Source organism: Streptomyces rishiriensis, assembly GCF_030815485.1.
Taxonomy (GTDB): domain Bacteria; phylum Actinomycetota; class Actinomycetes; order Streptomycetales; family Streptomycetaceae; genus Streptomyces; species Streptomyces rishiriensis_A.
Genome location: NZ_JAUSWV010000002.1, coordinates 8,174,012 through 8,188,167, shown reverse-complemented (window position 1 = coordinate 8,188,167; position 14,156 = coordinate 8,174,012). Strand labels below are relative to the sequence as shown.

Below are 14,156 nucleotides of genomic sequence, written 5' to 3'. Positions count from 1 at the left end.
CCCGGCCGACGACTGCGTCGAGGTGTACGGGGACACGGAGCCGCTGCACCCATGGCTGGAACGATCCGGCTTCCGGCTCCGAGAACTGGGACGAGGGCACCGTCCCTCGGGGACGGGAGCGGGGACACGGCCGTCGACGAGGGCCACCGGCGCCACCCGTCACGTCGGCGGGTGGCGAGCGGACAGCGGGCCTCGCTAGGAACCGCTGTGCGGCGCCGCCTGGACGGCTCCACCCGTGGCCGTCGCCCCGGGGGACTCGCCGGTGTCGCGGGCCCCGGCGAGCCGCAGTGTCAGCAGGGCCGCGAGTCCCGCCGGAACGCCGAAGGTGAGAGCGGCCGGGATGCCGCTGCCCAGCTTGGAGAACAGGTACACGGGCCCCCACACGCCGACGGTGTCGTCGATCGCCATGTGCAGCACCTGGCTCGCCAGCAGTGCGCACACCGTTGCGCAGACCGCGCCGACCGCCATCGCCGGCGCCGTGGTCCGGGTCAGCAGACCGGGCAGCAGCCGCAGCGACCACCACACCACGGCCAGCAGGAGCACGTCGGCGGCCCGGTAGAGGAGCCAGTCGCCGAGCTGCCCGGTCGCCGGGCCGGTCCACGCGCCGAGCAGCAGCCACTGACGGAGCAGGTCGCCGGGCTCGGACAGCAGGCCCCCGCCACCGAACGAGGTCTGGATCCGGGCCGCCACCGACTGGTACGAGAGGACGACCACGGACAGCGCGACCACCACGGTCCCGGCGCTCGCGGCCAGGCGGGCGGCGCGCGGCGGCACACTTCGCAGGGGCAGTGGCTCCGGCCCCGTGGTGGTGAGACGTGCGACGAGCACCGTGAGCAGCGCGGTCAGCAGTCCGGCGAACACCGCGACCGGTCCGCTCGACGCGATCACACTCGCCAGCTGCGGCAGCGCCCGGTAGCTGCCGTGTCCCCCGGACGCGATCAGCCAAGGCGCGGAGATTGTCACGGCCAGCGTCGCGGCCACGGGGCCCCAGGCCCACAGCGCGAGCAGCGTGGCCGGCGTACGGCGCCGCGTCGGCGGGATCCGGTGGATGATCAGCAGCGCACCGGCCAGGAAGAACACGAAGACCGCCACGAATCTGATCTGCATGGCGGTGTTGTGCAGGTCGGCGTACCGGGCGCTGCCGGTCACGGGCGTGTCCCCGCCCGCGGTCCCGTCCGACAGCGACTCCGTCAAGGGGTCGTACGACCAGGGGGCGAGCCAGCGCCGGAGTTCGATCACGGACTGGACGTCGAACACGCTGGTGGCGCCGCGCAGGTGGAGTGCCTGCTCGCTCGCCCCGGCCCACCACAGCAACAACGTGATCAGCAGGCCGCCGGTCAGTGCCGGTATCGCCGCGCGCCGATATGTCATGGTGCCTTCCCCCGTCTTGGTCCTGCCTCGGTGAGTGCTTCCGATCAGCCGAAGAGTAGGGGGTGTCGATCGGTCGCGGGATGCACCCCTGGTCCCGGCCCGGCCCGTTGGGCCACCTCGTCCAGTCCGTCCTCACTCTCCCGCCTGCCGGGGTGCGGTGAGTGGCGGGTGGCCGGGGCCAGGGGTGAAGCTGGAGGTGGCCGCCGGGCGCCGGAGAAGCCCGGCGGACGTGCCCTCGGGCCCGTGCACAGGGGTCGGGGGTGCGGTCGGGTGACTTGAAGCCCGGGATCGGGGAACCGGAAGTGGTGCCCTGACACCAGGGGGAACCGAACGTCCGGATGCTCGGCTTTCTCACCGGAAGAAGGACCATGATGGCGCACGAAGAGGACGACGGGCGCACCGGCGGCGACGGCGTCACACGCCGCCGTCCGCTGCGCGAGCGGCACGTCGAGGAGAGGGTCGAGGTCGCGGTGCCGGTCCGTACGGCCTACAACCAGTGGACGCAGTTCAAGACGTTCCCGCGTTTCTCGGCCGTGGTGCGCGACGTCGAGCAGGTCAGGCCCACCGTCACCGCGTGGACCATCGGCTACGGCCCTGTGCGCCACCGTTTCCCGGTCGAGATCGTGGAACAGGACCCCGACGCCTACCTGGCCTGGCGGGGCTTGGAGCAGCATCCCACCCATGAGGGCGAGGTCGAGTTCCGTCCCACGGAGTCCGGGGGCACCGCGATCACCGTCCGGATGCTCCTGCGGCCGCACGGCGCCGTGAAGGTCCTCACCCGCTCCCCCAGGGTCACGGAGCTGGCCGCCCGGCTGGTGCGCGGAGAACTTGTCAGCTTCAAGGACTTCATCGAAGGGCTCGGCCAGGAGGGCGGCGCCTGGCGCGGCACCATCCGCAACGGCCGTGTCCAGCACGACACCCCGGAACCGCCCAGGAGCCGTGTCGCCCAGTGGCCCGTCGGCTGACCTGCCCGCCCGACACGGCAAGAGAAAGGCCAAGCGATGCAGAACCCGCCCGGTGAGGAACCGGATACCTCCCTCTCCGTGACACCGCCGAAGAAGTGGGCGGCCGGGGTCCCCGCCGTCGTGCACGCGCTGGAGTACTCCCTGGAGCAGACCTCCCCGCGCAAGACCGGGGTCGACCTGCTCACCATGAACCAGGTGGGCGGGGTCGACTGCCCCGGCTGCGCGTGGGCGGACCCCGCCCCGGGCCGGCGCCACCGCAACGAGTACTGCGAGAACGGCGCCAAGCACATCAACGACGAGGCCACCACGCGCCGGATCACCGCCGACTTCTTCCGCGAGCACAGCGTGTCCGACCTGGCCGCCCGTTCCGACATGTGGCTCAACCAGCAGGGCCGGCTCACCGAGCCGATGATCAAACGGCCCGGATCGGACCACTACGAGCCCATCGGCTGGAAGGACGCCCTGGGCGTCCTCGCGCAGGAACTCAAAGGGCTGGACTCGCCCGACGAGGCGGTCTTCTACACCTCCGGCCGGGCCAGCAACGAAGCCGCCTTCGTCTTCCAGCTCTTCGCCCGCGCCCTGGGCACCAACAACCTGCCCGACTGCAGCAACATGTGCCACGAGTCCAGCGGCTTCGCCCTGAACGAGACCATCGGCGTCGGCAAGGGCACCGTGAGCCTGGACGACCTCCACCACGCGGACCTGATCTTCCTGGTGGGGCAGAACCCCGGCAGCAACCACCCGCGCCAGCTCTCCGCGCTGGAGGAGGCCAAGCGCAACGGCGGCCGCATCGTGGCGGTCAACCCGCTGCCGGAGGCGGGGCTGCGGCGCTTCAAGAACCCGCAGAAGCCGCGCGGGATCGTGGGGCGGGGCACCCAGATCGCCGACCGTTTCCTGCACATCAAGCCCGGCGGGGACCTCGCCCTGTTCCAGGCACTGAACCGGCTGCTGCTGGAGGAGGAGGACGCGCGCCCCGGCACCGTCCTGGACCACGACTTCATCGACGCCCACACCTCCGGCTTCGAGGAGTTCGCCCGGCACGCCCGCACCGTCGACTGGGACGACGTGCGCGCGGCGACGGGACTGACCCGCCAGGAGATCGAGAAGGTCCGCGACGAGGTCCTCGCCAGCGAACGCGTCGTCGTGTGCTGGGCGATGGGCATCACCCAGCACAAGCACGGCGTGCCCACCATCCGGGAGATCGTCAACTTCCTGATGCTGCGCGGCAACCTGGGACGTGCCGGCACGGGCGTCTGCCCGGTGCGCGGCCACAGCAACGTCCAGGGCGACCGCACCATGGGCATCTGGGAGCAGATGCCGGACAGCTTCCTGGACGCCCTGCGAGAGGAGTTCGGCTTCGACCCGCCGCGCCCGCACGGCCTGGACTCGGTGAACTCGATCAAGGCGATGCTGGAGGGCCGCGTCAAGGTCTTCCTCGCCCTGGCCGGGAACTTCGTGCGCGCAGCGCCCGACAGCGAGGTCACCGAGAAGGCGATGCGTACGTGCCGGCTGACCGCCCACATCTCGACCAAGCTCAACCGCTCGCACACCGTCTGCGGCGACACCGCCCTGATCCTGCCGACGCTGGGGCGCACCGAGCGTGACGTCCAGGCCGACGGCGAGCAGTTCGTCACCGTCGAGAACTCCATGAGCGAGGTGCACACCTCCCGGGGACGGATCGAACCGGCCTCGCGCATGCTGCTCAGCGAGGTCGCCATCCTGTGCCGGCTCGCCCGGCTCAGCGTCGACGGCACGGGGGACATCCCTTGGGCGAAGTTCGAGGGCGACTACAACACCATCCGCGACAGCATCTCCCGGATCGTGCCGGGCTTCCACGACTTCAACGCCCGGGTGACCCGCCCGGGCGGCTTCCAGCTGCCCAACCCGGTCAACGAGGGCGTGTTCCGGACCGAGACCGGCAAGGCCCGCTTCACCTGCAACGAGCCGGTGGTCCCCCTGGCCCCCGAGGGACACCTGCTGCTGCAGACCCTGCGCTCGCACGACCAGTGGAACACCGTCCCGTACACCAACAACGACCGCTACCGGGGCATCCACGGCAGCCGCCACGTCGTCCTGGTCAACCCGGCCGACCTGTCCGCGCTCGGCCTCGCCCAGGGCGACCGGGTGGACCTGGTGAGCGTCTGGGAGGACGGCACCGAGCGCCGGGCCGAGAACTTCGAGGTCGTGTCCTACCCGGCGGCCAAGGGGTCGGCCGCCGCCTACTACCCGGAGACGAACGTCCTGGTGCCGCTCGACAGCGTCGCCGACATGAGCAACCAGCCCACCTCCAAGGGCATCGTCGTCCGCCTGGAACCCACGGGCGACCGGTCCCGGCCGGCACCCGTCTGACCAGACCGACACCATGGCCGACCTCGGCGTCACCGCCGAGCTCACCGACGAACAGTTCCTCGCCGCGATGGAGCACCACAAGGAGACCGATCCGGAACTGGCGGCCGTCCTCACCGCCGGCCGTCCGCCTCCAGGCCGGAGCTCGGGCAATCGTTGTTGGTTCAGATCCGGCCGGAGCACGGCGATCGCCCCCCGCCACGTCCGGGGGACGGGCAGATCGCCACCCGTCCCCCGGACCGGTCCAGGGGAAAGAAGGGTGGATCGGCTACGCCTCATGCTCCCTGTGTGAGGGACCAGCGCCGGACAGCGCCGGTGCCGACGACCTGGCGACGGCCGATGGTGCGGGCGCTGGCCGGCCGCGGATCGCCTCTCTGAACGACGCTGGATTGCCGTTCGCACGGTGAGGCCGCAGACGTTCCACCACGGCCTGAGAGGGGAGGATGGAGGTGAGCGACGAACGAGGCCGTCATGAAATCCGGAGCCCCTGATGACGACGCCTGGTACTCGCGCACACCCTCGCAGGCCGGGGACGAGCGGGACGAGCCGGGCGAGCGCACCGCAACGGAACAGCACCCGGACGTCCCTCGGAGCGAGCGGGGCGACGATGCCTAGCGCCACTGGACGACCCGTCACGCTCGTCGCCGGCTACGGCGGCGCCCGGATGCTGCCAGTCGGACTCGGTCTCAACGGCGGTCAGCGCTCTCCAACCTTGCCCCAGAGCGTGTTCAGCTCGGAGGCGAGCAGTTGGACGACACGCAGGGAGCCTGCGGTGTGGATACCGGCGATCGCGAGTACGAGGCGCAGGTGGACATCGGGTAGTCGTGCGATTTTACGCGCTTGAAGTCGTCGCTCACGAGCTCGGATCGCTCATGAGGGTGTTTCAGACGTCCAAAGTCATTTGCAGCAACTCATGAAACATGATCGCCGCAGGTGGACCGTCGGGCGGTCCTGTGTTTCACGAGCGACCACCTATGAAACGCGGAATGGCGCTGTCTGCAACGAGGTCATTCTGATCCGGGGCCAGGATCGCTTGTGGGTGGTTCGGGCAGCCAGTCGCGAGCCGGGTCGTACTCCAGCCATCGCCTGCGCCCAGCTTCTCCCGCGCAGGCGGCGGTGAGGCTGTTCAGTCCCGGGTGCCCGCTGCCGGTGCGCCACAGCAGTGACCAGGCGTACAGCGGCGTGGGATCGACCAGGGGGACGGAGCGCAGTCCGGGGACCTCCGGCAGTGGCACATCCGCAGGTACCAGCGAGAAGCGTCGCGGCTCTTCCGTCACCTCGGCAAGGAAGTGGGCCAGCCCCAGGTTGACGCTCGTCGCCGTGTTCTGGATGGCGAACCGGTCGGCGAACCGGTGGAGGAAGTCGAGTCGGTTCAGCGGGCCGGGCGCCCACAGCATGCTGCCGCGCAGCTGGTCCGGTCGCAGCGCCGGTTCGGCTGCGAGCGGATGGTCCTCGCTCAGTACGGCATCCACCGGCTCAAGGCGGACGAGGCGGTGGGCAAGGCCGGCGGGCAGCGGGGGGTGGACCCGACCGAAGGCCGCGTCGATGTCGCCGCGCAGCAGTGCCGTCGTCACCGACGGCAGATCGCGCCCGTGCCCCAACGTCAGCTCTCCGGCTTGTCCAGCGACTTGGGCCAGCGTCCGCATCGGCGCGTAGAGGTGACCCCAGACGTCTACGCGCAACGGATCATCCGTGACGACCACTGCCGCGACGGCGGCGTCGGCGGCGGCCACGGCCTGCCGGGCCGGTAGGAGGAAACGCTGTCCGGCCTCGGTGAGGCGTACGCCGTTGCCGCCGCGCTGGAACAGTTCGGTGCCGAGCAGGAATTCCAGCCGTGCGATCCTCTTGGACAGCGCCTGCTGGGAGATGGCAAGCTGTCCGGCCGCCCGTCCGAAGTGCAGTTCCTCGGCGGTGCGCACGAAGGCACGTACGTGCGCCACGTCGAGATCCATGGCTCCCACCATAGGTGACAACCAAGGGTTGTCGACTGTGCTTGTTCGTTGTTGGATCGCGGGGCAGCCGCGGAGGTTGCATCCTCCTCATGCAGAGACTGATTCCCACGGGAGAAGCGGCGTGCCCGGTCGCCTTCGCCGAGGTCCCACAGGCCGAGCCGGAGCCCGGTGAGGTACTGATCAAGGTCGAGGCGTTCGCCCCGAACCGGGGCGAGATGTTTCTTCTCGAACACCCCCGGCCGGAGCTGCTGCCCGGCAAGGACGTCGCGGGGCTCGTCGTGCAGGCGGCAGCCGACGGATCCGGCCCCGGCATCGGCACCCGCGTGGTCGGGCACCCGGCGCAGGGCGGCTGGGCCGAGTACGCCGCCGTGCCCACGCACTCGCTCGCGGTGCTCCCCGACAGCATCGACAGCGTACGGGCGGCGGCCCTGCCGCTGGCCGGAATCACTGCCCTGCGGCTGCTGCGTACGGCCGGCTCGCTGACCGGCCGGCGGGTGCTGCTGACCGGCGCCTCAGGCGGCGTCGGCCACTACGTCACCGAGCTGGCCGTCAGCGCGGGAGCCGAACTGACCGCGACAACGGCCACGCCGGAACGCGGCGAGCGGCTCGCGGAGCTGGGCGCGACGGTAGTCCACGAGGTCGCGGCGGCCCAGGGACCGTTCGATGTCGTGCTGGAGTCCACGGGCGGGCCCAACCTGCCCCTCGCCCTGTCGAAGATGCGCCCGGGCGGCACGCTCGTCTGGTTCGGTCAGGCGAGCCGTACCCCGGTGACCCTCGACTTCTTCCAGCTTCTCGGCGGACCTGAGCGGGTCACCATCCAGCACTTCCACTACGCCGGCGCGCCGTACCACTCCGACCTCTCGGCACTGGTGCGCCTCGTGGAACAGGGCCGACTGCACCCGGAAATCGGCCGCATCACCGACTGGGCACAGACCGCCGACACTTTGGTCGACCTACGAGAGCGCCGGATACGCGGCAAGGCCGTCCTGCTGACCGGAGGAGCACGATGAACGCCACCGAGTTCGCCGCCGCCCAGTGGACACGCGCCACCGGTGCGGGCGTGGACCCCCACGAGTACCAGCGCGTCACCGCCGGCCTCACCTCCGTCACCGACTGGGGCCCGTCCTTCCTGCGCACCGGACATAGCTACCTCCAGCGTGCGGAGCACGCGAGATCACCCCTCTCAGGGGGTGAATACCTGCTGATGGCGGCCCGGTGGTTCCACCTGGCCACCTTGGCACCCTACGCGGAAACACCGCGGGCCGCTGTTGAGGCGGATCACGCGTTGAGCCGGGCGCTGACGGTGCTGGAGCCCGCTGCGCGGCGGGTGAGCGGCGAGGGATTCACCGGCTGGCTGCGCGGCCCCGCCGACGCCCCGGGGACCGTGGTCGTCATCCCCGGCCTGGACTCGGCCAAGGAGGAATTCCTCGACCTGGTGTCCGCGCTGCTGGCCAGGGGTCTCGCGGTGTTCGCGATGGACGGCCCCGGACAGGGCGTGCTCGCGGCCACCACGTCCTTCGTGCCGGACTACGAGCGGGTCGTAGGCCGGGTCATCGACGCCCTCGGCGTCGCACGCATCGGGCTCGTCGGACTGAGCCTGGGCGGCTATTTCGCGGCCCGGGCCGCGGCGCTGGAGCCACGCGTGGCGGCCGTCGCCACCGTCAGTGGCCCCTTCCGCCTCGACTGGGAGGAACTACCCCAGCCTGTACGGGACATCATGGCCCAGCGCACCGGAGGAGCCGACGCCGCCCGTGAGTTCGTACGGCACGTGGACCTCGCCGCCCTGGCGCCCCGCATCGCGGCCCCGCTGCTGGTCGTGGACGGCGGCCAAGACGTCATCCCCGGCGTGACGAACGGCGAGCCCCTGGCCCGCCTGGCACCGCGCGGCAGCTACCTGTGCGTCCCACACGGCGACCACCTCCTCGGTAACGCGCGGCACGACTGGCTGCCCCACCTCAGTGACCACCTCACGCGCACCCTGACGGGAGCACTGGTATGAACCGTTTCACCGACAAGACCGTCCTCATCACCGGTGGCACCAGCGGCATGGGCCTGGCGACCGCCCACCGCCTCGTCGCCGAAGATGCCCAAGTCATCGTCACCGGCCGCACCCGCGAACGGGTGGACTCCGCCGTCAAGGCGCTCGGGCCGAGCGCCTCGGGAATCGTGGCCGACTCTGCCGACCTCGGCGCGGTGGACTCGTTGATGGAGGCCGTCCGGGACCGTCACGGCCAGCTGGACGGCCTCTTCGCGAACGCGGGCACCGGAACGTTCCTGCCGTTCGAGAACATCGCCGAGACTGACTTCGACCACACCATCGACGTCAACTTCAAGGGGCTGTTCTTCACCGTCCAAAAGGCACTGCCGCTGCTGGCGGACGGAGGCTCGATTGTCATCAACGCCTCCTGGACCCTTCATCGGGGCAACAGCGTCCTGACCCTTTACTCGGCAACCAAAGCCGCCGTGCACAACCTGGCCCGAACCCTCGCCGCCGCACTCGCCCCGCGCGGTATCCGCGTCAACTCCGTCAGCCCCGGCTATATCGACACCCCGATGTACCCAGCCGACGCGCTGACCACAGCGGAGGCAAAGGCGGTCACCGACCAGATCGTCGCCGGCCGCTTCGGACGCCCGGAAGAGGTCGCCGCGGCTGTGGCCTTCCTCGCCTCCACCGACGCGTCCTACGTCAACGGTCAGGATCTCGTCATCGACGGCGGCCTGGTCGGGGCAGTACCCGCCTGACGATCGGCCGAACACACACAGCCCGACGCGTCTTCTTCGGAGCGGTGCGGCCTCTCTCGCGACGTTCTCCACGCTCGACGACGAGAACCCGTCCGAACAAATGGTCGGCCGGGGCGCCGGCAGCGGGCTGACCTGACCGCGACGGACGGGTGCGCTGTGCGCTCCCGCTGGGGCAGGCACCGCGGGCGCTGCCTGCCTCCTGCTCGACCTGCCTAGAGTTTGATAGCCGGTGTGCGGTAGACCTTGCCATTGCTCATCTGCCAGCCAGTGGCGTGGTCACGGAAGCCCTTCGGGCACTGGTACGACTTCGAGAAGGTGTCGTAGCCGGGAATCGTGCCGTCCTTGAGGACCTTCGCGTCCTGGCCGCCGGAGCCGGCGCACGTGACACCGAACTGACCCTTGGCGGACCTGGCGGTCGTGTTCGAGAACTTGACCGTGACCTTGGCGCCACTGTGGCTGATGCACCGCTTGGTCAGCTTGCCGCTGCAATGCCAGCTGGTGGCGGCGTCCGCCGACGGGGAGGCCAGCCCGACGAGCGAGATCGTGGTCAGCGCCGCGAGGGCGAGATGGGCGACTTTCTTCATGAGCGCTACTCCTGGAGAGCTGGTCAGATGAATGCGCCAACCCGGAAACGCGGAACATGCCGTCCCCCGATCGGCTGTGCCAGCTCATCAGGGCGACCGACGCGCCGTCAAGATCGTTTCGTCCCAAAAGAAGCCAGTTGGGCGCTCCCTCAATGGATCTCCCCGAATGTTCCACATCAACGCAGGGCGTCGGCGCCAGACTGGATCCGCCAGTACGGCATCACTGCCCGGGAGCGGTCCTCGTCCGCCCGGACGGCTTCGTCGCCCGGCGCGGCAACGCGAAGAGAACGGGATGGAGTCGTGGAACACATCTGCAGAAAGGCCTGGCACGAGACACCGATGTGGACAGTGACCAGCGCGACGGGAATCGGTCCTGAAGGCCCGATCTCAACAGCGACTGCAACGGCTACCCTGTCGCGGTGACGACCTCGCGAGTACTGTCGATCGCCCTCCAGGACACCGTCCAGTTCCCGCTGCGTCCACTGCCAATCGAAGCAGCCGAACTACTTCACAGTGTTGACGCTCCGCCGCGTTTGGTTGCTCATCTGCGAGCAGTTCACGACGTTGCGGGGCAACTCCTCGAATGGATCGCCACGCGCAACCTCGATCTAGGGATCGACCCGGAGGCCGTCCTCTTCGGAGCCGCCACCCACGACATCGGCAAGACTCTGCACCCCGCCGAGTTGTCCGCTCCCGGTGCTCAGCACGAAGAAGCAGGCCGCGAACTGCTTATGACCCTAGGCGTCGACTCCGCCATGGCACGCTTCGCCGGAACACACGCCGCCTGGACCACCGAGGAGGCCGGGATGGAAGACCTCTTGGTCAGCCTGGCCGACAAGATCTGGAAGAACAAGCGGATCCCCGAGCTCGAAGACCTTGTCGTCGCCAGACTCGCGTCGGCGAGCGGAAGGCCGGTCTGGGAGGAGTTCCTCGACCTGGACAGTGTGCTCGCTCGCATCGGGGGTCAGGCCGATGAGCGCCTCGCCTTCCAGATGTCCTACCCGACAGCCGGGAACGGCCATCGACCTCCGAACCTCCCGGACGCGCTCACGACATGGTTCGCCGAGAACGACGCCGTTCTCCGCACACGTGGGATCACCGCCGACCTACGGCACTCACCAGGAGACGGCCGACTCAAAAAGAGTGCATGGCTGACTGTCGAGGCCGGGAACCGGGCCATACAGATCACCGTCTGGAACAGCGGTGAAGCCGAACTTGACTTCGTGGACCTCGGCAGCGGTGACAACCGTCCTGAGCACCGAGACCTCCAATCAGAGCAAGAACTCCATGCCCTCCTCGGATCCATACTCGACTGGATCGTCCTCGGCACGAACGGCTGATCACGAGGATTGGACACGATTCTGCGGACAGAAGTCGACGACAACTGACGCGGACTCGAAGGAAACCGCAGTTCAACGCTCCGCGATTCGACACTCGATCGCGGAACCCACATGTCTGTACGACATCTCCGGACGGGTGCGGCGACTGACCGGCGTTGCCGTGTTCGGGGTGCCGGTCAGCAGGGCGGTGCTCACCAGGCCGTTCGCCAACGCTCGCGCATGAACGGCAGGACGGGTTGGACGGTGGCGGCGGCGACCTCGCCGCCGTCGGCGAGCATGATCGCGAGATCTACCGCGATCCGGCCGGGGTCGTGCCCGGCGCCACGCGGTCGCAGTGCGTCCGTGAAGGCGCTGGTCAGGCTTGTGACATTGGAGAGATCGGCCAGCAAGCGGGATCCGGCGTGACTGACCACCCCGGGGCCATCGGCCGACACGACGAGCCTGGGACGCAAGTGGGTAGGGTGCACGCAGAAAGTGCCTTCCTGCTGCGATGACAGAGACCGACAAGCCTCATCTTCCCAGCTCAGAAAGCAACTCTCGCTTTCCGCTCAAGCCTTCGGACACCCCCATAAGCGAAACGCGCAGACTAGTGCGACGGAGGGACAGAGCAATACCCGTGCAAGCGCAGGGAGTTGAGGGACCGTAGAACCGACCTCCGGAACGCAACCTGAACCCGCCCCGAAGTCGGCCCGGACTCAGACAGTCCCAGGTATCACAAGCCCCGACTCGTACGCCACGATCACCAGTTGCGCCCGGTCCCGCGCCCCCAACTTGCCCATGATCCGGCTGACATGCGTCTTCGCGGTCAGCGGGCTGAGTCCCAACGCGTCGGCGATCTCGGGGTTGTTGAGACCGCGCGCGACCAGCGCGAGCACCTGCCGTTCCCGTTCGGACAGCCCGCTCAGCCCGCCCACCGCGGATGTCGTCCCGGTGTTCGGCGCGCGCAGAAAGCGGGCGATCAGCCGCGAGGTGGGACCGGGCGAGAGGAGGGACTCCCCCGCGGCCACCGTCCGGATGGCGTCGAGGAGTTCGGCCGGCCTGATGTCCTTCACGAGGAAGCCGGACGCCCCGGCCCGCAGTGCCTCGACGATGTGCTCGTCGGTCTCGTACGTCGTCAGGACGAGCACCTTCACCCCCGCGAGATCCTCGTCGGCGGCGATGAGCCGGGTCGCCTCGATCCCGTCGAGGTCGGGCATGCGGATGTCCATCACGATGAGATCGGCCCGCGCCGACCGAGCCAGCGCCACGGCCTCCCGCCCGGTGCCCGCCTCGGCGACGACCTCCATGTCCCCTGCCGACGAGACCAGCATCGCGAAGGAGGCCCGTACGAGGTGCTGGTCATCGGCCAGCAGTACGCGGATGGTCATCGAACCTCGTCCTCCCGGGACAGCGGCAGTGTGGCGGTCACCTCGAAGCCCTCGGCGGGCCCCGGGCCGGCGTCCAGTGTGCCGCCCACGCTACGGGCCCGCTCCCGCATCCCGATGAGCCCGAACCCTGGTGTGCCGTCGGACGGGCCCACTCCGCCGCCCGAGCCGTCGTCCCCGCCCGTCCCGTCGTCCCTGACACTCACCCGCAGTGCGCCGTCCGCGGTCCACAGCCCCACTCGCACGGTGAGGTCCTCGCGGCCGCCGTGACGTACGGCGTTGGTGAGCGCCTCCTGCACGATCCGGTACGCGGCGGCGCCCACGGAGGGCGGGATGTCGCCCGCGCGGACGGACAGTTCGACCTTGGCCCCGGCCACCCGGCCGGTCTCCGCGAGATCGGCCAGTCCGTCGATCCCGGGCAGCGGCCCCCGCATCTCCTCGGCCCCGGAAACAGAACCGGACACGGAACCGGGCCCCGGATCCGCGCCCACTCCCACGACCGTGTCATGCGCCCGCAGCACCTCCAGCGTCGTACGCAGTTCCCCCCGGGCGATCCGGCAGGTCCCCGCGATGTCGTCCAGTGCCTGGGCGACGGCCTTGCGGTCGAGGCGCTCGGGGTCGGCGGTGAGGACGTGGGCCGCCACGGACGTCTGCACGCCGATGAGCGTGATGCTGTGGGCGAGCAGGTCGTGCAGGTCACGGGCCATCCGCAGCCGTTCCTCGGCGACGCGGCGCCTGGCCTCCTCCTCCCGGGTGTGTTCGGCCCGTTCGGCCCGCTCGACGATGGAGGCAACGTACCGGCGGTAGTAGCGGACGTCGATACCGATGAACAGGACCGCGATGATCCAGCCGGAGATCTCCAGGGACTCCAGCGCCCCCTTCGGGTTGGTGAGGCCGTTGCCGATCGCTGTCGGGCCGAGGACGGCGACACCGGTGAGCAGCGTGCGGCGTACGGCGCCGGTCGCCGCGACGGTGTAGAGCGCTAGGACGGTCGCGGGGATGGGCGGGGCGGGGTTGTAGTCGAGGGCCTGGTACGGAGCCACGCAGGCCACCACCCCGAGCAGGGCCACCACCGGACGGCGGCGCCGCCATACGAGGGGCACATGCCCGGCGAGCAGCAGCGTCCAGCTGAGAAGGTCGGGCCGGATCCCTTCGCCGCCCGTACGGGCGATGGCTACGGCGAGCACGGCGACGCACAGGGCGAGGACCGCGTCGTTGCGGGTGCGGTGCGGTGCGGTCAGCGGATCGCGGTTGATGGCGGACATGATGCGCTCGCCGCGACGGGACCGCCCGCCCCCACCGGCCGCCGTCTCCGCCGCCGACCGTACGCGTACCCCTGTGGTCGTTCCCCGTTCTTCCACGGCTCCATCTTCCGGTACTCGTGCGGACACCCGGGCGCCCCTACGGAAGGAGAGGCACCTGGGCGGGCCCGCCGGATCACGGTGCACGATCAGCGTGCTCGATCAGAGCGTTCGATCGAGGCCTTCGAACA

Annotated in this window: 12 protein-coding genes and 1 pseudogene; 7 read left to right on the top strand and 6 right to left on the bottom strand. The window is 69.8% G+C overall.

The features are described from left to right. Window positions 1-195: 195 nt before the first annotated feature. Window positions 196-1,371, bottom strand: a complete 1,176-nt coding sequence (locus QF030_RS38575) for a hypothetical protein (protein WP_307167209.1) — start codon at window positions 1,369-1,371, stop codon at window positions 196-198. Between the two features lie 368 nt (window positions 1,372-1,739). Here QF030_RS38575 and QF030_RS38570 point away from each other — a divergent pair, with 368 nt between their 5' ends. From QF030_RS38570 to QF030_RS38560, 3 genes are all read left to right on the top strand, one after another. Next, window positions 1,740-2,336, top strand: coding sequence for an SRPBCC family protein (locus tag QF030_RS38570; protein ID WP_307167208.1), 597 nt, complete (start codon window positions 1,740-1,742; stop codon window positions 2,334-2,336). 36 nt (window positions 2,337-2,372) lie between these two features. Further along, window positions 2,373-4,685, top strand: a complete 2,313-nt coding sequence (locus QF030_RS38565) for an FdhF/YdeP family oxidoreductase (protein ID WP_307167207.1) — start codon at window positions 2,373-2,375, stop codon at window positions 4,683-4,685. 468 nt (window positions 4,686-5,153) lie between these two features. Beyond that, window positions 5,154-5,297 carry a hypothetical protein gene (locus tag QF030_RS38560; protein ID WP_307167206.1) on the top strand — a complete coding sequence of 48 codons (144 nt, stop codon included), beginning with the start codon at window positions 5,154-5,156 and terminating at the stop codon, window positions 5,295-5,297. Between the two features lie 392 nt (window positions 5,298-5,689). On the opposite strand, the gene QF030_RS38550 is transcribed toward QF030_RS38560, so the two are convergent. Beyond that, a complete protein-coding gene (locus QF030_RS38550) occupies window positions 5,690-6,634 on the bottom strand; it encodes a LysR family transcriptional regulator (protein ID WP_307167205.1) in 945 nt (314 codons plus the stop codon). Window positions 6,635-6,723: 89 nt separating this feature from the next. On the opposite strand from QF030_RS38550, the gene QF030_RS38545 reads away from it, so the two are divergent. From QF030_RS38545 to QF030_RS38535, 3 genes are read left to right on the top strand one after another with little or no spacing between them, the layout of a single operon-like run. Beyond that, window positions 6,724-7,644: a zinc-binding dehydrogenase gene (locus QF030_RS38545; protein ID WP_307167204.1), complete on the top strand. Its 921-nt coding sequence runs from the start codon at window positions 6,724-6,726 to the stop codon at window positions 7,642-7,644. Beyond that, the gene (locus QF030_RS38540; RefSeq protein WP_307167203.1) at window positions 7,641-8,633 is read left to right on the top strand and encodes an alpha/beta hydrolase family protein; all 993 of its coding nucleotides are present in this window, start codon (window positions 7,641-7,643) and stop codon (window positions 8,631-8,633) included. The genes QF030_RS38545 and QF030_RS38540 overlap by 4 nt, the downstream gene beginning before the upstream one ends. Then, window positions 8,630-9,376 (top strand): SDR family oxidoreductase, encoded by a 747-nt coding sequence (locus QF030_RS38535; RefSeq protein ID WP_307167202.1) that lies wholly within the window; start codon window positions 8,630-8,632, stop codon window positions 9,374-9,376. Before QF030_RS38540 ends, QF030_RS38535 begins: the two co-directional genes overlap by 4 nt. 212 nt (window positions 9,377-9,588) lie before the next feature. On the opposite strand, the gene QF030_RS38530 is transcribed toward QF030_RS38535, so the two are convergent. Continuing rightward, window positions 9,589-9,960, bottom strand: a complete 372-nt coding sequence (locus tag QF030_RS38530; RefSeq protein ID WP_307167201.1) for a hypothetical protein — start codon at window positions 9,958-9,960, stop codon at window positions 9,589-9,591. A 419-nt stretch (window positions 9,961-10,379) separates the two neighbouring features. On the opposite strand from QF030_RS38530, the gene QF030_RS38525 reads away from it, so the two are divergent. Further along, window positions 10,380-11,300, top strand: a complete 921-nt coding sequence (locus tag QF030_RS38525; RefSeq protein WP_307167200.1) for an immunity protein TriTu family protein — start codon at window positions 10,380-10,382, stop codon at window positions 11,298-11,300. A 248-nt stretch (window positions 11,301-11,548) separates the two neighbouring features. On the opposite strand, the pseudogene QF030_RS38520 reads toward QF030_RS38525, so the two are convergent. From QF030_RS38520 to QF030_RS38510, 3 genes and pseudogenes are all read right to left on the bottom strand, one after another. After that, window positions 11,549-11,797 (bottom strand): annotated as a pseudogene (locus QF030_RS38520) (IS1380 family transposase); the annotation flags it as partial. Between the two features lie 198 nt (window positions 11,798-11,995). Continuing rightward, a complete protein-coding gene (locus tag QF030_RS38515) occupies window positions 11,996-12,667 on the bottom strand; it encodes a response regulator (protein ID WP_307167199.1) in 672 nt (223 codons plus the stop codon). Next, window positions 12,664-13,929 carry a sensor histidine kinase gene (locus QF030_RS38510; RefSeq protein WP_307167198.1) on the bottom strand — a complete coding sequence of 422 codons (1,266 nt, stop codon included), beginning with the start codon at window positions 13,927-13,929 and terminating at the stop codon, window positions 12,664-12,666. Before QF030_RS38510 ends, QF030_RS38515 begins: the two co-directional genes overlap by 4 nt. Window positions 13,930-14,156: the final 227 nt, after the last annotated feature.